The organism is Pseudomonas sp. Arb-4-2C, from assembly GCF_055755015.1.
The window spans coordinates 1,718,887-1,737,390 of record NZ_CM146899.1 but is presented as its reverse complement, the minus strand read 5'-3'; the positions used below and the strand labels follow the sequence as shown (position 1 = coordinate 1,737,390).

The 18,504-nt window shown below is 62.4% G+C and carries 12 protein-coding genes; 8 read left to right on the top strand and 4 right to left on the bottom strand.

All coding sequences use genetic code 11. From position 1 onward, the window contains the following. Positions 1-436: 436 nt before the first annotated feature. Complete coding sequence (locus tag AC0J41_RS07880; RefSeq protein WP_473015076.1) at positions 437-1,774, bottom strand: lysine N(6)-hydroxylase/L-ornithine N(5)-oxygenase family protein; 1,338 nt, start codon at positions 1,772-1,774, stop codon at positions 437-439. Between the two features lie 134 nt (positions 1,775-1,908). Next, positions 1,909-2,391 carry a sigma-70 family RNA polymerase sigma factor gene (locus AC0J41_RS07875; protein WP_025110396.1) on the bottom strand — a complete coding sequence of 161 codons (483 nt, stop codon included), beginning with the start codon at positions 2,389-2,391 and terminating at the stop codon, positions 1,909-1,911. Positions 2,392-2,714: 323 nt separating this feature from the next. Here AC0J41_RS07875 and AC0J41_RS07870 point away from each other — a divergent pair, with 323 nt between their 5' ends. The 3 genes from AC0J41_RS07870 to AC0J41_RS07860 are packed head-to-tail and all read left to right on the top strand — an operon-like array spanning position 2,715 to position 7,269. Then, complete coding sequence (locus tag AC0J41_RS07870; protein WP_025110395.1) at positions 2,715-3,887, top strand: efflux RND transporter periplasmic adaptor subunit; 1,173 nt, start codon at positions 2,715-2,717, stop codon at positions 3,885-3,887. Continuing rightward, positions 3,888-5,861: a MacB family efflux pump subunit gene (locus AC0J41_RS07865; RefSeq protein ID WP_025110394.1), complete on the top strand. Its 1,974-nt coding sequence runs from the start codon at positions 3,888-3,890 to the stop codon at positions 5,859-5,861. A 7-nt stretch (positions 5,862-5,868) separates the two neighbouring features. Beyond that, positions 5,869-7,269: an efflux transporter outer membrane subunit gene (locus AC0J41_RS07860; protein WP_473015075.1), complete on the top strand. Its 1,401-nt coding sequence runs from the start codon at positions 5,869-5,871 to the stop codon at positions 7,267-7,269. Between the two features lie 212 nt (positions 7,270-7,481). On the opposite strand, the gene pvdP is transcribed toward AC0J41_RS07860, so the two are convergent. Beyond that, positions 7,482-9,110: a pyoverdine maturation tyrosinase PvdP gene (pvdP, locus tag AC0J41_RS07855; RefSeq protein ID WP_473015074.1), complete on the bottom strand. Its 1,629-nt coding sequence runs from the start codon at positions 9,108-9,110 to the stop codon at positions 7,482-7,484. A 173-nt stretch (positions 9,111-9,283) separates the two neighbouring features. Here pvdP and pvdM point away from each other — a divergent pair, with 173 nt between their 5' ends. From pvdM to AC0J41_RS07830, 5 genes are all read left to right on the top strand, one after another. Continuing rightward, positions 9,284-10,633, top strand: coding sequence for a pyoverdine-tailoring dipeptidase-like protein PvdM (gene pvdM, locus AC0J41_RS07850; protein WP_025110391.1), 1,350 nt, complete (start codon positions 9,284-9,286; stop codon positions 10,631-10,633). A 28-nt stretch (positions 10,634-10,661) separates the two neighbouring features. Then, a complete protein-coding gene (gene pvdN / locus AC0J41_RS07845; RefSeq protein WP_473015073.1) occupies positions 10,662-11,942 on the top strand; it encodes a pyoverdine-tailoring periplasmic protein PvdN in 1,281 nt (426 codons plus the stop codon). Positions 11,943-11,974: 32 nt separating this feature from the next. Then, positions 11,975-12,868: a dihydropyoverdine dehydrogenase gene (gene pvdO, locus AC0J41_RS07840; protein ID WP_025110389.1), complete on the top strand. Its 894-nt coding sequence runs from the start codon at positions 11,975-11,977 to the stop codon at positions 12,866-12,868. 208 nt (positions 12,869-13,076) lie between these two features. Further along, complete coding sequence (locus AC0J41_RS07835; RefSeq protein ID WP_025110388.1) at positions 13,077-14,726, top strand: cyclic peptide export ABC transporter; 1,650 nt, start codon at positions 13,077-13,079, stop codon at positions 14,724-14,726. A gap of 185 nt (positions 14,727-14,911) precedes the next feature. Beyond that, positions 14,912-17,377 carry a TonB-dependent siderophore receptor gene (locus tag AC0J41_RS07830; protein WP_473015072.1) on the top strand — a complete coding sequence of 822 codons (2,466 nt, stop codon included), beginning with the start codon at positions 14,912-14,914 and terminating at the stop codon, positions 17,375-17,377. Positions 17,378-17,512: 135 nt separating this feature from the next. Here the strand turns inward: AC0J41_RS07830 and AC0J41_RS07825 are convergent, their stop codons facing one another. Further along, positions 17,513-18,469: an alpha/beta hydrolase gene (locus AC0J41_RS07825; protein WP_473015071.1), complete on the bottom strand. Its 957-nt coding sequence runs from the start codon at positions 18,467-18,469 to the stop codon at positions 17,513-17,515. Positions 18,470-18,504 lie beyond the last annotated feature (35 nt).

Below are 18,504 nucleotides of genomic sequence, written 5' to 3'. Positions count from 1 at the left end.
ACTTTTTCAGTGTCGATGAGAAGGACGTCGGGACATGACCTTGCTGGTCATGATCGGGATGCCGCTGCTCGCTTTACGGCGAGACAACGGCAGAGAAAGGCTGCGCGTTATCTTGCCGAGAATCTGCCGGTTACCGAGACCGGCCGACAACTGTCACTCGAACAAGTACCCACTGTGGGTCTCCGCTATTGATGAAAACGCGCGAAGCTTACGCCTCGATGATGCGAGAGTAAACCCGGGAAAGGATGTGTGTCGGGGAATGTCGGGGATGTTCAGGAAGGGTTCAGGAATGAGTTTTTGCGGTGTGTTTGAAGGCCTCTTCGCGAGCAAGCCCGCTCCCACACTGGATCTCTGCTGACCACAAAATCTGTGTTCAATGAAGATCCCCTGTGGGAGCGGGCTTGCTCGCGAAAGCGGTGTGTCAGGCGCTCAAAAATCAGCTGGCCGTCGCCAACAACAGATCCGCCATCGAACGGCTGTGCCCGCGGTTCTTGCCATGCTCATACAGCGAGCCGGCAATCTCGTCAGCACGCACCGGCAACACCGACAGCAGTGTGTCGCTCAAACCATGGCTGGCCTGGCAGAAGCCCTGCATGTACAGACCGGCCTTGCAGCGCTCGTCGGTGATCAGTTTGTAGTTGCGATCAACCTCGAAGTCGCCCAGGTACTCTTGCAGCGGCGCCAGCAGTTTGCGGTGCATCTGGCGCTCGTAACCGGTGGCCAGCACCACGGCGTCGTAGGTGCGCACGGTGACTTCGCCGGTGGCGTTGTTGCGCACCGCCAGTTCGATGCCGCGCTCGGTGGCGGTGGCTTTCTCGACGGTGGTCAGGGTGCGGAACGCATGACGGGCAATGCCCGAGACTTTCTGACGATAGAAGATGCCGTAGATGCGTTCGATCAGGTCGATGTCCACCACCGAATAGTTGGTGTTGTGGTACTCGTTGACCAGACGTTCACGCTCGGCGCTGTTCTGCTGGAACACCAGGTCGGTGAACTCCGGCGAGAACACTTCGTTGACGAACGGGCTGTCGTCGGCAGGCTTGAGGGCTGAGCCGCGCAGGATCATGTCGACCTGTACCGACGGGAACGAATCATTGAGGTCGATGAACGCTTCCGCCGCGCTCTGCCCGCCGCCGATGATCGCGATGCTCATCGGTTGATTGTTCACACACGGCTGTTTGGCCATCTGCGAAAGGTACTGCGAGTGGTGGAACACGCGGCTATCGCCCTTGAGCGCCTTGAACGCTTCGGGAATACGCGGCGTGCCGCCGGCACTGACCACCACCGAACGCGCAGTGCGCACGAATTGCTGGCCTGCGGTGTCACGGGAGATCACGCGCAGCGCTTCAACCTGATGGTTGTGCAGCACCGGCTCGATGGTCAGCACTTCTTCGCCATAACGGCTCTGCTCGGTGAACTGCCCGGCGACCCAGCGCAGGTAGTCGTTGTACTCCATGCGGCACGGATAGAAGGTGCCGAGGTTGATGAAGTCAACCAGACGGCCGTGGGCCTTCAGGTAGTTGACGAACGAGTACGGGCTGGTCGGGTTGCGCAGGGTTACCAGATCCTTGAGGAAGGAAATCTGCAACTCGCTCTGGGTCGACAGGGTGTTGCCGTGCCAGCTGTAGTCGGCCTGCTTGTCGAGGAACAGCACATCCAGCTCGCCGTGGGTCGGGCCGCGCTCTTGCAGAGCGATGGCCAGCGCCAGGTTCGAAGGGCCGAAACCGACGCCGATCAGGTCGTGAACGATGGGCGATGCAATTGCCTGAGTCATTTCCAGTGTCCTCTGGATGAACCCCTCAACAAGGGGAAAGGAGAGCCTAAGTGACCTGACCGGCCTTGAGCAGGACAGCAGGTCGTCTGTTGAGTAGGAACGAGGACAGTGAAATAAAATTTAACGACGCCGGCTCAATGGGCATCCCATTGCTTGATGCGCAGGCGGCAATGCTTCATCGCATTGACGATGTGTTTTTCCACCAGCGCCTTGGAAATGCCCAGATGTTCGGCGATCTGCGGGTGGGACAGGCCGTCGATCTTGCGCAGCAGAAAACTGTCGCGGCACAACGGCGAGAGTTCCGCCAATGCGCGCTGGAGCATCTCCAGACGCTGGCCATGATCGAGGGTGCCGTGGGGCGAGGGGGTGAAATAGCGCTCTTCGCTGTCGAGCACTTCCAGTGGTTCGACCTGGCGCAAGGCGTTGCGCCGATGATCGTCGATCACCAGATTCAACGCCGTGCGATAAAGAAAGGCCCGGGGTTGCTCGATCGGCGTGTCGCTGGAACGCTCCAGTACGCGCACATAAGCGTCATGCACCACATCTTCGGCGACCTGGCGGTTGCCGAGCTTGGCGTTCAGGAAACACACCAGCTCGCGATAGTAGTTTTCCAACATGACTCCCGGCCGCTTCGATGCGGATTCGATCCTTGAGCACACTGATCGAAAGCCCCCGATTACGGGGTAGCAAGATAGTGGCAACTTGAGGTGCGTAATTTATAGTAATTCTCATATAGATTTAAAGTGGCGTTTGTCGTTGCCCGCCAAATAGTGCCGTTCTATACCTGTAACATCCTGTGTCTCCGCTTAAATTCCCCGCAGCTTTCATCGTTTACAGGACAGCTCCCCGTGTCTGTCGCGCCCTGCGACAGCGTTCAGCGGCTGCCCGCTTTCTGCGTGTACCCGAACGACGGGCCGAATTCCACTGGCCGGAACCCTGCATGAAACGTCCCCGCCCCGCCCGACGCGCCCTGCTCGTAGTCCTTTGTCTGATTCCTGTTGTTGCCTACGCCGCGTGGCAAATCATGCCGCCGGGCCGGGACCGCTTCGCCACCGTACAAGTCACCCGTGGCGACATCGAAAGCAGCGTCACCGCGCTGGGCACCCTGCAACCGCGACGCTATGTCGATGTCGGTGCGCAGGCCTCGGGACAGATCCAGAAAATCCACGTGGAAGTCGGTGATGTGGTCAAGGAAGGCCAGTTGCTGGTGGAAATCGATCCGTCCACGCAGAAGGCCAAACTCGACGCCGGGCGCTTCTCCATCGAAAACCTCAAGGCGCAATTGCAGGAACAACGCGCCCAGCATGAACTGGCGCAGCAGAAGTACCAGCGTCAGCAGCATCTGGCCGCCGGCGGCGCTACCCGCGAAGAAGATGTGCAGACCGCCCGCGCCGAACTGAAAGCCACTCAGGCGCGCATCGACATGTTCCAGGCACAAATCCGCCAGGCCGAAGCCAGCCTGCGCAGCGATCAGGCCGAACTCGGCTACACCCGGATCTACGCGCCGATGGCCGGCACCGTGGTCGCCCTCGACGCCCGCGAAGGGCAGACCCTCAACGCGCAACAACAGACACCGCTGATCCTGCGCATCGCCAAACTGTCACCGATGACGGTGTGGGCCGAGGTGTCCGAGGCCGACATCGGCCACGTCAAACCGGGCATGACCGCCTACTTCACTACCCTCAGCGGCGGTCAGCGACGCTGGAGCAGCACTGTGCGGCAGATTCTGCCGGTGCCGCCCAAGCCACTGGATCAGACCAGCCAGGGCGGCGGCAGCCCGGCCAGCACCAGCAAAAGCGGCAGCGCGCGGGTGGTGTTGTACACCGTGCTGCTCGACGTCGATAACGCCGACAACGCCTTGATGGCCGAGATGACCACCCAGGTGTTTTTCGTCGCCGACCAGGCCAGGGACGTACTCACCGCGCCGGTCGCCGCGTTGCAGGGCAGCGCCACCGCCAACCTGCAGACCGCACAGGTGATCGCTGCCAATGGCGACATCCAGCACCGTGAGGTGCGCACCGGCATCAGCGACCGACTCAAGGTACAGATTGTCGACGGCCTCAACGAAGGCGATCACCTGCTGATCGGCCCGGCCGACGGCAACGGGGGCTGAATGCAAACGCCTCTGATCGACCTGCAGGACATCCGCAAATCCTACGGTGGCGGCGACGCCCCCGAGGTTCACGTGCTGCGCGGCATCGACCTGTCGATCCACGCCGGAGAGTTCGTGGCGATTGTCGGCGCTTCCGGCTCCGGCAAATCGACCCTGATGAACATCCTCGGCTGCCTCGACCGCCCGACCTCCGGCGAATACCGCTTTGCCGGGGAAAACGTCGCCGGCCTCGACAGTGACGAGCTGGCGTGGCTGCGTCGCGAAGCCTTCGGCTTTGTGTTTCAGGGCTATCACCTGATTCCATCCGGCTCAGCCCAGGAAAACGTCGAAATGCCGGCGATCTATGCCGGCACCCCCGCCGCCGAACGTCACGCCCGCGCCGCTGCCCTGCTCGACCGGCTCGGTCTGGCCTCGCGCACCGGCAACCGTCCGCATCAGTTGTCCGGCGGTCAGCAGCAACGGGTGTCGATTGCCCGGGCGCTGATGAACGGCGGCCACATCATCCTCGCCGACGAACCCACCGGCGCCCTCGACAGCCACAGCGGCAAAGAGGTGATGGCACTGCTCGACGAACTGGCGAGCCAGGGCCACGTGGTGATCCTCATCACTCACGACCGCGAAGTCGCCGCCCGAGCCAAGCGCATCATCGAAATTCGTGACGGCCTGATCATCAGCGACAGCGCTCGCGACAACCCCGACGCCCAGACCAGCGCCAACCCCGGCGCCCTGCAAGCGGTCGACCTGCGCAAGCGCCTGGCCGAGGGCGCCGAAGCTACCGGCGCCTGGAAAGGTGAATTGGTCGATGCCCTGCACGCGGCATGGCGGGTGATGTGGATCAACCGCTTTCGCACCGCGCTGACCCTGCTCGGGATCATCATCGGCGTGGCGTCGGTGGTGGTCATGCTGGCGGTCGGCGAAGGCAGCAAGCGCCAGGTGATGGCGCAAATGGGCGCGTTCGGCTCGAACATCATTTACTTGAGCGGTGCGTCCCCGCATCCACGGGCGCCCTTGGGCATCGTCACTCTGGACGATCTGGCGGTGCTCGCCACCCTGCCGCTGATCAAGCAGATCATGCCGGTCAACGGCGCCGAAGCGGTGGTGCGTTTCGGCAACCTCGACCACAACAGTTATGTCGGCGGCAACGACACCAACTTCCCGAAAATCTTCAACTGGCCGGTGGCCGAAGGCAGCTATTTCACTGCCGCCGATGAAGCCGCCGGTGCCGCCGTGGCGGTGATCGGGCACAAGGTCCGGACCAAGCTGCTCAAGGATGTCGCCAACCCGATCGGCCAATACATCCTGATCGAGAATGTGCCGTTTCAAGTGGTCGGCGTGCTCGCGGAAAAAGGCGCCAGCTCCGGCGATTCCGACAGCGACGACCGCATCGCCGTGCCCTACTCCGCCGCCAGCACGCGGTTGTTCGGCACCTACAACCCCGAGTACGTGGCGATTGCCGCCGCCGATGCGCGCAAGGTCAAGGAAACCGAGCAGGCCATCGAGCGCATGATGCTGCGCCTGCACAACGGCAAGAAGGATTTCGAACTGACCAACAACGCCGCGATGATCCAGGCCGAGGCGCGCACCCAGAACACCCTGTCGCTGATGCTCGGTTCGATTGCCGCGATTTCGCTGCTGGTCGGCGGCATCGGCGTGATGAACATCATGCTCATGACCGTGCGCGAACGGACCCGCGAGATCGGCATCCGCATGGCCACCGGCGCTCGCCAGCGCGACATCCTGCGCCAGTTCCTCACCGAAGCGGTGATGCTCTCGGTGGTCGGCGGGATTGCCGGCATTGCCCTGGCGCTGATCGTCGGCGGCGTGCTGATCCTCAGCGAAGTCGCCGTCGCGTTCTCGTTGATGGCGGTGCTCGGCGCATTCGGCTGCGCGTTGGTGACCGGTGTTGTCTTCGGCTTCATGCCTGCCCGCAAAGCTGCCCGGCTCGACCCGGTCACGGCCCTTACCAGTGAATGATCGATCTATGAAACCGCGCCTCAGCCTGTTGACCGTGTGCCTGATCCTCAGCGCCTGCGGCAGCCCCGCTCATCGTCCGGACAGTGGCGTGCCAACGCCTGCCGCCTGGCAATCGCCCCATGCTGCCAGCGTGGCACGTATCGATCCACAATGGTGGACGCAGTTCGGCAGTCCCGAACTCGACCACTTGATCGAACAGGCACGCCTGGGCAGTTTTGACCTCGCCGCCGCCGTCGCCCGCGTGCGTCAGGCGCAGGCAGGAACGGTGATCGCCGGCGGCTCGCAGTTGCCGGAAATCAAGGCTGGGTTCAACGCCAATCGGCAGAAACTGCTGCGCGGCAGCGGCTACAGCCAACTGGACGCGGACAGCAGCAATCAGGCGGTGGATTACTTCGACACCAACCTGAGCGCCAGCTACGAAGTCGATTTCTGGGGCGGCAAACGCGCCTCTCGCGACAGCGCGCAGTTCACCTTGCAGGCCAGCGAATTTGATCGCGCCACCGTCGAGCTGACGTTGCTCAGCGGGGTCGCCAGCACCTACGCGCAAACCTTGTCGCTGCGCGAACAGGCGCGCATCGCCGAGCTGAATCTGGGTAACGCGCAAAGCGTCTTGCAACTGGTGCAGACCCGTTACGACGCAGGCTCAGCCACCGCCCTGGAGCTGGCTCAGCAGAAAAGCCTGGTGGCCGCGCAGCAACGGCAATTGCCGCTGGTGCAACAACAGGCCCGGGAAGCGCTGATCAGCCTCGCCGCCCTGCTCGGTCAACCGGTGCAGCAACTGCCGGCCACTCAGCAACCCTTCGATCGGCTGCAATGGCCAGAGATTGCCAGTGGCGTACCCAGCGATCTGCTCAACCGCCGCCCGGACATTGCCCGCGCCGAAGCGCAACTGGCAGCGGCCGAGGCCGACGTCAAAATCGCCCGCGCGGCGATGCTGCCGAGCCTGACCCTTACCGCTCAACTCGGCTCCGGTGCCGACCAGTTCGATCAACTGCTTCGCAGCCCGTTCTACAACCTCACGGCCGGCCTCGTTGCCCCGATCTTCAACAATGGCCGTCTCGGCGCCGAGCGCGACAAGGCCACAGCACGCCAGCAGGAACTGCTGGAAAGCTACCGCGGGGCGATCATCAATGGTTTCGCCGATGTGGAAAAAGCCCTGAACAGCATTCGCGGCCTCGACCAGCAACGGCAATGGCAAAGCGAAGAGCTGAATCAGGCACAGACCGCATTCGACATCGCCCAGAGCCGCTATCAGGCCGGTGCCACCGACCTGCTGACCGTGCTGGAAACCCAGCGCACCTTGTACGCCGCGCAGGACCTCAACGTGCAACTGCGCCTGGCGCGATTGCAAGCGAGCATCGCGTTGTACAAGGCGCTGGGGGGTGGATGGCAGACGGCGAGCCGGTAATCCCTCGGCAAGAGGACTGCCAGCGATGGGGGCGTGCCAGAAAACTCATCCTTGAATGCCCCACCGCTTTCGCGAGCAAGCCCGCTCCCACAGGATTTGTGTTTCACGCCGGCAGGTAAATGTGCGGGGCGGGTGGTCAGGGATTGGGCTGTGTCAGGGGAATCATCCTTGAATGACCCACCGCTTGCTCGCGAATGAACGATGACGCGGTTTCAGACCGATGCTTGTTTAGCCTTCAGATGCCGCGCATACCACGGCCGCTTCGGTACTTTGCGGAACAACTCCGAGAGCTTTTTCTCGTCATCGCTGAAGGTGATGCGCAGCGCCAGCTTCATGGTTTCCGGGTCCATCTCCACCGACTTGCCCACCTGCAACCCCGGCACGGTGCTGCAGCCGTGGGTGATCGGGCCGAGCCACGGGTCATTGACCTCGACCCAACGTCCCGGAGCGAACCACGGCACGCCATTGACCTGCAGACGCGTGACCTCACCCGGATGAAAGCGCTCGTGGGCGCGGAACCAGTCTTCCAGACGGTCATCGATCCAGCCATGGAACGCCCAGAACACCGGACTTACGTGAGAAGAAAACGGGTCGCCGAGAAAGTCGTTTTCAGCGGCGTACCAGCGTGCGGAAAAGTCTGCCGGGTCGCGGGCAAACGGCACCGGATGCCCGTTGGACGGATCGCGCGGTACCGACGCCCAGCGCATGTGCAACCAGTCGTGCAGCCCTAGCTCAACCTCTGAACCGAACTGCCCCAACGTCAGCTTCGCCAGATAGCGCGGATCGCGGTAACGCGACTCCCAGACCAGGAAGTTGCTGTGATAGGTCTCGGCAGTCTTGATGTCGCTGACCCATTGCGAGTACTCGTCATCCTCCTCCGCCAGCCAGGTCGGCGGCAGCGAGGTGCCGTCGTGGTTGTCGAAATAGTCGGCAAAGCCCCGGCGATCGCGAATCAGCTCCGGCTGCGGCAACGGGAAATGCTGCCACGAAGGCAGGTCCTGCATCGACCGCGCCGTGCCCAGCATGTGCCGGTGCATGAAAAAGAAATCGATGCCCGAACCGTTGCGGTCTTTTTTCGCGCCACGCGCGGCGCGCTCCTTGTCGCGGGGGCCGGGTTGCCAGCCGATACCGCGCAAGGCACCGCGCTTCTCTTCGGACAAGGTGTGCCACTTGTCACGTGAGGCATGCCAGAGCTGGTGGAACAAACGGTGCTCGGGCGAGATCAGCCACGCCAACAAGGTCGGGTTGAGACCGATGCGTTCGCGTGCTTCAGGGAACACCCGCTTGACCGCGACAAAGCGGTTGTCCTGCGCCGGCAACATCAGTGGCCGATCCAGATTCAACACCCGTCCGCTGAGGCTGCCGCTGCCGGCATTGCCGAAACCGGCCCAGACCTCATCCAGGGCCATGCTGAATTCATAATCGGGGGCACCATCGACCGCCGTGTTGCTGACCAGCCGCCAGCTCAGTTGCGCGGCACTGACATCGGCCAGATCGGCGAGCACCCGGTAGCGCGGTGGTTCAGGCGAGCGCAGACGTTCGGCGGTATCCAGAAAACCGATCACCCCACGGCCCTTATGAGCGATGTCGAGGAACACCTCCAGGCCATCCTTCGGCAGCCCGGCAATGCCCGCATCACGACCCTCGAAACGGATCTGCCAGACACCTCGCAGGGTATCGGCCAGACGCTGGCCAGCCACATCCGCCACGTCGAACGAAGCTTCGCCGGGAGTGATCGTCGGGTCCGGCTTCGTCCATTCACGATGCCCAAAATACGCTGCAGGCACGGCGGCGCCGGTCAGTGCCAGACCCGCCATGAACCATCGTCGAGAAATCGTCATTGCCCTACCTGTGTCAGCCATGAAGCAGGCTTTATCCAAGCTAGAACGTTTGCTGCGCGTGCAAATTTAAGCGCTTGGGCACCGGACTAAATTTCCCTTGCAGCCAGACGTTCCTCCCAGATAGCGAAGGCCCACGTGCCTGCACCTCGACGGCGAACCTGACTGAGATGGCAATGACAAAACCACGTTCGAAAAAGGCTCTTTACATCGGCCTGCCGCTGGCCCTGGCGATCAGCGCCGCGGCAGGCTTTGCAGTCTGGGAGCATTGGTTCAAGGACAACCCCGGCTACCCGCCCAAAGTCATGAAGCAGGCCGATGAGTTGCAGGACCGGATTATTTCCTTCGACAGCCACATCACCGTGCCGCTGGATTTCGGTACTGCCGGCAACGAAGCCGACAAAGACGGCAGCGGTCAGTTCGATCTGATCAAGACCGCTCGGGGCAGGCTTTCCGGCGCAGCGCTGACAATCTTCGGCTGGCCGGAGATCTGGAACGGCGCCAACGCCCCGCACCGGCCTACCGCGGGTTTCATCGAGGAAGCACGCTTCGAGCAGGAGACCCGCTACAAGATCATCACCACGCTGGTGCGCGACTTCCCCAATCAGGTGGCCATCGCCTACACCCCGGACGATTTCCGGCGCCTGCACGGCGAAGGCAAGTTCGCGATCTTCATGAGCATGCTCAACGCCTATCCGCTGGGCAACGACCTCAACGCCCTCGACAAATGGGCCGCGCGTGGCATGCGCATGTTCGGCTTCAGTTACGTGGGCAACAACGCCTGGGCCGACTCGTCGCGACCGCTGCCGTTTTTCAATGACACCCGCGACGCCCTCGGCGGGCTGTCCGATATCGGCAAGCAGGCGGTACACCGGCTCAATGATCTGGGGGTGATCATCGACGTGTCGCAGATGTCGACCAAGGCCGTGGAGCAAGTCGCTCAATTGAGCCGCGCCCCGATTGTCGCCTCGCACTCGGCGCCACGGGCACTGGTGGACATCCCGCGCAACATCAGCGATCAGGAAATGCAGCTGATCAAGAACAGCGGCGGCGTGGTGCAGATTGTCGGCTTCCCGACCTACCTGCGCCCGTTGAGCCAGCACACCCAGGACAAGCTCAACGCCCTGCGTGCCAAATTCGACCTGCAGCCGCTGCAGGGTCTGGAAATGGCGCTGATGCCCGGCGATCCGATCATCACCGTGTGGCCCGAGCAGCGCTTTGGCGAATACGCCAGTCAGCTCTACGGAATCGTCGACGAAGAACCGAAAGCCACCCTCAAGGATCTGGGCGACGCCATCGATTACGCGGTGAAGAAGATCGGCATCGACCACGTCGGCATCAGCTCCGACTTCAACGACGGCGGCGGCATCGACGGCTGGAAGGACGTCAGCGAGGCGCGCAACGTGACCGCCGAACTGATCTCGCGGGGCTACAGCGAAGCCGACATCGCGAAATTATGGGGCGGCAACTTCCTGCGGGTCTGGGAACAGGTGCAGCAATCGTCGAAACCCGTGGCCAGCCACTGACGCCCATTTGAACAAGCGAACCGACTTCATGACCAACCGCCGTTCTTTCCTCAAGCAGGCCGGGATTCTGGCCGCCGGCCTGCCCTTGGGCGCCGCCATCAACCTGCCGGCGCGGGCCGCCACCTCGCAACCGGAGTCCGCAGACAAATGGGTGCAACTGCGCCAGTTGTTCGAGCAGGACCCGGACTACCTGCACTTCGCCAACTTCCTCGTGACCTCGCACCCCAGACCGGTGCGCGAAGCCATCGAACGCCATCGCGCCACACTCGATCGCAACCCCGGCCGGGCGATGGACTGGGACCTGGGCGAGACCGAAAAGCGTGAACAGTTCGTGCGCGAATGGGCCGGGCGTTACCTCAAGGCCAAACCCGAACAGATCGCCCTGACCGGCAGCACCACCGAAGGCCTGGCAATGATCTACGGCGGCATTCACGTGCGCCCGGGGCAGGAAATCCTCACCACCGAACACGAGCACTACTCGACCAACTACACCCTCGGTTATCGCCAGCAACGTGACGGGGTAAAGGTGCGCAAGCTCAAGCTTTTCGAGAGCAGCGCGAAGATTTCGGTCGACGAAGTGCTGAGCGGCATCGATCGCGGCATCCGCCCCGAAACCCGCGTGCTCGGAATGACCTGGGTGCAATCGGGCAGCGGCGTGAAACTGCCGATCGGCGAGATCGGCAAACTGGTCGAGCAACACAATCGCCAGCGCGACGACAAAGACCGCATTCTGTACGTGGTCGACGGTGTGCATGGCTTCGGCGTCGAGGACCTCGACTTCCCCGACATGCACTGCGATTTCTTCATTGCCGGCACCCACAAATGGATGTTCGGCCCGCGCGGCACCGGGATCATCTGCGCACGCTCCAGCGAGCTCAAGGACGTCACCCCGATCATCCCGACCTTCTCCGAAGCCACCACTTTCTCGACCACCATGACCCCGGGCGGTTACCACTGTTTCGAGCACCGCTGGGCGCTGGACGAAGCGTTCAAGCTGCATCTGGAGCTGGGCAAGAACGAGGTGCAGTCGCGCATCCACGCGCTCAACACCTACGCGAAAAATCGCCTGCTGGAACAGCCCTCCATCGAGCTGGTGACACCGCGCAGCGCAGCGTTGTCGTCCGGTTTCACCTTCTTCCGGATCAAGGGCCGCGACTGCGATCAGGTCGCCGCGCAACTGATGGCGGATCGGGTGGTGTGCGATGCGGTGGATCGCGACGTCGGTCCGGTGATCCGCATCGCCCCGGGCCTGCTCAACAGCGAAAACGACATCGAGCGCTTCATGGCCGTGCTCAACAAGCACCTGTGAAGCGCCCCGCTTTCCTTTAATCGAGATGACTCATGAAACGTGATCTGTTGTCCCCCGTCACCGGCATCGGCGCACTCAAGGCCCTGGCCCTCACGGCCCTGCTGGGCAGCCTGCTGCCGAGTGCCGCGCTGGCCGCCACACCGCCCGTGCCGGGCAAAGTCTTCAAGGACTGCAAGGACTGCCCGGAAATGGTCGTGCTGCCGGCAGGCACCTTCACCATGGGCACCCCGGACGATGAAGTCGGTCGTGAACCGGACGAAGGCCCGATGCATGACGTGACCTTCGCCAGACCCTTCGCCATGAGCCGCTTCCAGGTCACCGCCGCAGAGTGGGACAACTACGTGCGCGAAAGCGGCGTGACCATCGCCAATGGCGATACCCGCCCGGGGCGCGAATGCGTCGCCAGCAAGCCGCGCTACCCGCAGGGGCCTCGGCAACCGGCGGTGTGCATGAACTACTACGACGTGAAGAACTACGTCGCCTGGCTGTCGAAAAAAACCGGGCAGAAATACCAGATGGTCAGCGAGGCCCAGCGCGAATATGCCGCACGCGGCGGCACCAAGGGCCCGTTCCCCTTCCCGTTCGACGAAGGCAAGGAATACAGCATCGCCAAGCACGCCAACACCTACGGCCCGGCGGACGGTTTCAGCTACAGCTCGCCGGTGGGCAGCTACCCGCCCAATGCCTTTGGCATGTACGACATGCACGGCAACGTCTACGAATGGGTTGAAGACTGCGAACACCCGGACTACGTCGGCGCGCCGACCGATGGCAGTGCGTGGCTGGAAGCCAATTGCGAAGCCGTGCGCATTCGCGGCAATGACTGGGGTGAAGCGCCAGTGTTCTCGCGCTCCGGCAACCGCAACAGCCAGTACCCGAACGAGCGTGGCGACTGGATGGGCTTTCGCGTAGTGCGCGAACTCTGACCAGCACCGAAATGCCCCTGTGGGAGCGAGCCTGCTCGCGAATGCAAACGGTCTGCCGCCGACAAGGTTGACTGACACAACGCTTTCGCGAGCAAGCCCGCGCCCACAGGTTTGTAACGGGTCGCCGCCAGTCGGCACCCGGCTAAATTAAGCCTGCCACCAGACGTTCTACTGGGTATCTGCCTTTATACCCAAGGAACTGTCTTCCATGACCCAGCCTACCCGTGGCGCCATCGGCGAATTGTTCGCCCTGTTGAAACCGTTTCGGCTCATCGTCGCCGCGTCCATTTTCCTGGGCATGGTCGGCGGCCTGAGCGTCACGGTGTTGCTGGCGACCATCAACAACGCCCTGCATTCGCAAAGCGGCCTGACCCAAGGCGTGGTCGCGCTGTTCGCCGGCCTGTGCCTGCTGGCCCTGGCCAGTTCGATCTGCTCGGACATCGGCACCAATTACGTCGGCCAGCACATCATCGCCAAACTGCGCAAACAGCTGGGTGAGAAAGTCCTCTCGGCGCCGATCGAACAGATCGAACGCTACCGCAGCCATCGGCTGATCCCGGTGCTGACCCACGACGTCGACACCATCAGCGACTTTGCCTTCGCCTTCGCGCCTTTGGCGATTTCCGTCACCGTGACGCTCGGCTGCATGGGTTATCTGGCGCTGCTGTCGTGGCCGATGTTCCTGATCATGGTCGCGGCGATCCTGATCGGCACGGCGATCCAGGCCTACGCCCAGAGCAAGGGCGTGCAAGGTTTCATGGCCGCACGGGATGCCGAAGACGAACTGCAAAAGCACTACAACGCAATTGCCGAAGGCGCCAAGGAGCTGCGCATTCACCGCCCGCGCCGTCAGCGCATGTTCGTGTCGGGGATCAAGGCCACCGCCGAATTCATCTGCAACACTCAAGTGCGCTCGATCAACACCTTTGTGATCGCCAAGACCTTCGGTTCGATGCTGTTCTTCGTGGTCATCGGCCTGGCCCTGGCGCTGCAAACCTTCTGGCCGAGCGCCGACAAGACCGTCATGAGCGGCTTCGTCCTGGTGCTGCTGTACATGAAAGGCCCGCTGGAGCATCTGATCAGCACCCTGCCGATTGTCAGCCGGGCGCAGATCGCCTTCCGCCGTATCGCTGAACTGTCCGAACAATTTTCCACCCCCGAAGCGCACCTGTTGCTCAGCGATCAGGGCCAGGCCGAGAAGACCGTGCACAGCCTGGAACTGGCCGACGTGCGTTACGCCTTCCCGGCTGTCGATGGCGCCGCGCCGTTTCAACTGGGCCCGGTCAACCTGACCATCAAGCAAGGCGACATCACCTTCATCGTCGGTGAAAACGGCTGCGGCAAAACCACCCTGATCAAATTGCTGCTGGGCCTGTACACCCCGCAACAGGGTGAGATTCGCGTCAACGGCATAGGCATCGATGCGCACAATCGCGATGACTACCGCCAGTTGTTCACCACGATTTTTGCCGACTACTACCTGTTCGACGATGTGGTCCAGGGCGACATGCAGATCCCGGCAGATGCCAACAAATATCTGCAACGGCTGGAGATCGCGCACAAGGTCAGCGTCAAGGACGGCAATTTCACCACCACCGACCTGTCCACCGGTCAGCGCAAGCGCCTGGCGCTGGTCAATGCGTGGCTGGAAGAACGCCCGGTGCTGGTGTTCGACGAGTGGGCGGCCGATCAAGACCCGACCTTCCGCCGCATCTTCTATACCGAGCTGTTGCCCGACCTCAAGCGACTGGGCAAAACCATCATCGTGATTTCCCACGACGACCGCTATTTCGATGTCGCCGATCAACTGGTGCGCATGGAGCGCGGCCGGGTGGTCAGTGAATTGACCCCGGCCTGACACGCCCGCCAGACGCCTTGCGCGATTTGATCCGCAAGGCGCCCCCCCTCTTTTCAGTGCACAGGACCGGACCGGCAGCGATTTATTTGTCGGGTTTGTTTCCGGTTTTTCGCCATCACTCCGTCTTAATAATAATTCCTATTAACAAAAACTCTGCACAACACGTTCAGGAGCTCAGGCAAGTAATGCACCCTCTTCCACGCCGCACACCTCTCGCGCTGGCCGTACAGCGTCCGACTTTGCATAAAACCCTGTTGACCAGTGTCCTGCTGACCGCCACCTTGCTGGGGAGCTCGATGGCCAATGCGGCACCGGTCAAGGTCAACATTGCGGTGCAACCGCTGTCCAGCGCGCTGACCGAACTGGGCCTGCAAACCAACCTGCAGATCCTCTACAGCCCGGACCAGGTGGCCGGGATCAAATCCCGTGCGGTGTCCGGTTCGCTGGAGCCTTCCGAAGCGCTGGCCGCGATGCTCAAGGACAGTGGGATTTCCTTCCAGATCAATGGCAGCAGCGTCACCCTGGTCTCGGGCGGCGCGGGTTCGACCCTGCAACTGGGCGCGACCACCATTTCCGGCCAGGCCTTGGGCCTGACCACCGAAGACAGCGGCTCCTACACCACCGGCGCCACCACCACCGCGACCAAGCTGCCGCTGACCATTCGCGAAACGCCGCAATCGGTGACCGTGGTCACCCGTCAGCAAATGGACGACCGTGGCGAAAAGAACATCGGCGACGTGCTGCGCAACACCCCCGGCATCTCCGTGCAGCAATATGACAGCGACCGCACCGAATACGCGACTCGCGGCTTTGCCATCACCAACTTCCAGTACGACGGCGTCAACAACGTCTACGACGGCGTGTACGACGAAGGCGCGACCCACGTCGACATGGCCACCTACGATCGCGTCGAAATCATCAAGGGCGCCACTGGCCTGATGACCGGCTCGGGCGACCCGTCGGCCACCGTCAACCTGGTGCGCAAGAAGCCGACCAAGGAATTCAAGGCGTCGGTCACCGGCACGGCCGGCTCGTGGGACAACTATCGCACTGAAGGCGATATCTCCGGCCCGCTCAACGACAGCGGTTCGGTGCGCGGGCGCTTCGTCGGCGCCTATCAGGACAAGAACTCCTACATCGATCACTACACGCAGAAAAAGGATGTGTACTACGGCATCCTCGAAGCCGACCTCAGCGAAGACACCCTGCTGACCTTCGGCATCGACAAACAGAGCGTGACCCCGCGCGGTTCGTCATGGACCGGCAACCCGGTGTACTTCTCCGACGGCGGACGGACTGACTTCCCGCGCAGCTTCAACCCGGGCGCCGACTGGAGCCGTCGCGATTTCGACTCCGTGACCTACTTCACCTCGCTGGAGCAGGCCCTGGCCAACGACTGGAAACTCAAGGTCAGCCTCAACGAAAAAATCACCGATCACGACACGCAACTGGCCTCGGCCAGCGGCGGCAATCCAAATCGCGCCACCGGCGAAGGCATGTTCCTCTACTGGGGCCGCTGGGAAGGTCACCGCGTCCAGGATTCGGCGGACATCAACGTCTCCGGTCCATTCACCCTGGGCGGTCGCGAGCACGAACTGGTGGCCGGCTTCATGGCCTCGCACTCGCGCCAGACCGGTGCGACGTTTGACACCAGCGCTTTCAGCCAGGTACCGGGCAGCATCTATGACTGGAACGGCCATCTGCCGAAACAGGAGTTCCCGAAGAACGGCAAATACGAGCGCACCCAGAGCCAGAACGGCATCTACCTCGCCACGCGCCTGCGCCCGACTGACGACCTCTCGGTAATCCTCGGCAGCCGCCTGAGTACCTTCAAGTACAACGAGGACTACTCCTACAATGCGGGCACCGGCATGTCCGACACCCATGCCAGCTACAAGGAACACGGCGTCGTCACGCCTTACGCCGGTGTGGTCTACGACCTCAACGACACCTACTCGGTGTACGGCAGCTACACCAACATCTACCAGCCGCAGATTTACAAGGATGCCGACGGCAAGACCCTCGCGCCGGTCGAAGGCAACGCCTACGAAACCGGTCTGAAGGCTGCCTACTTCGATGGCCGCCTCAACGCCAGCCTGGCGTTCTTCCGCATCGAGCAGGACAACGTTGCCGAATCGATCGGCACCAACCCGGTGACCAACGAAGGCATCTACAAAGCCATCGACGGCGCCACCACCAACGGTGTCGAACTGGAACTGGCCGGTGAACTGCAAGAAGGCTGGAACCTGTCCGCCGGCTACACCTACGCCCGTACCCGTGACCAGGACGAGCAACGGATCTACGGCTACCCGCTGTCCACCACCAAACCCGAGCACGTGTTCCGCACGTTCACCACTTACCGCCTGCCGGGTGTGCTGAACAAGGTCACCGTCGGCGGCGGTGTGAGCTGGCAGAGCGCGTTCTACGGCAAGATCTACAGCGCACCGGCCGGCGACTACACCCGCATCAAGCAAGGCGGCTACTCGCTGGTGGACCTGATGACCAAGTACGAGTACGACGAGCACCTGAGCTTCACCGTCAACGCCAACAACGTCTTCGACAAGAAGTACCTGACGGGCCTGGGCAACTTCGACACCACGTTCTACGGCGAGCCACGCAACCTGCAACTCACCGCCAAGTACAACTTCTGATTCACATCGCAAACGCCAATGCCCGCATCGCAAGATGCGGGCATTTTTTTTGCCCCGTCGTTGGCCTCGCGGGCTGTGTGTCGGGCACAAAAAAACCGCCATTGCCGACTCGGCAATGGCGGTTCCGGGATCAGGTCAGAGGTGTGAGCGCACCCACTGCGCCACCTCGGCATGGATCGCCTCGACCTCACTCAGCAGCCCGGCCATGCGCAGAAAGTCGTGGGTCATGCCCGGTTGTTCGAGCTGGGTCAGGTCATTGCCGGCGGCGCGCAGACGCTCGGCATAGGCACGGCCTTCGTCATACAACGGGTCATGGCCGGCCAGGTACACCAGCGCCGGCGCGATGCCAGACAAGTCGTCCGCCAGCAACGGCGAGCAGCGCCAGTCGGCCAGATCTTCCGGGGTACGGGCGTAATGCGCGTAGAACCAGTCCAGCGTCGGGGTCTCCAGCAGATAGCCTTCGGCGAAATCGCGATGCGAGGCGCGATGCGTCGTGGCGTCCGTCACCGGGTACACCAGGACCTGCGCCTTGGGCCGCAGACTCAACGCCTCAGGCTCACGAACCGCGATCAACGCCAATACCGTCGCCAGCGTCGCTCCGACACTGTCACCGGCCAGCACCGTCCGCGCCGCGTCCAGACCCAGACTTGCGCCTTCGCGCACCAGCCAGTTGGCGGCATCGCAAGCGTCCTGTACCGGGGTCGGGAACCGCCATTCCGGCGCCAGTCGATAGTCCACCGTCAATAGCGCGAAACCACCCTGCGCCGCCAGACGTCGGCACAGTGCATCATGAGAATCGAGACTGCCGACCACGTAGCCGCCACCGTGGAAGTACAACATCACCGGTTGCAGACCGTCGGCGGCTTGCCCGGTGCGATACAGGCGCGCCGCCAAACTGTGACCATCGCGTGCAGCGAGGGTGAAATCCTGACAGCTGACGCTGTCCAGCGGCACATCGAGAAAGCCCGACGCCGCTTCGAAATCGACACGTGCCTGTTGCGGGGTCTGCTCATGCATCGCACGGCTTTTGCCGGTCAGTCGGCCGAACTCGGCGAGTTCGAGAAATGCTTGCAGTTCTGGCAGTACAGCCATCGTTTACATCCTTCCAAAAACAGGTCAATGACCGG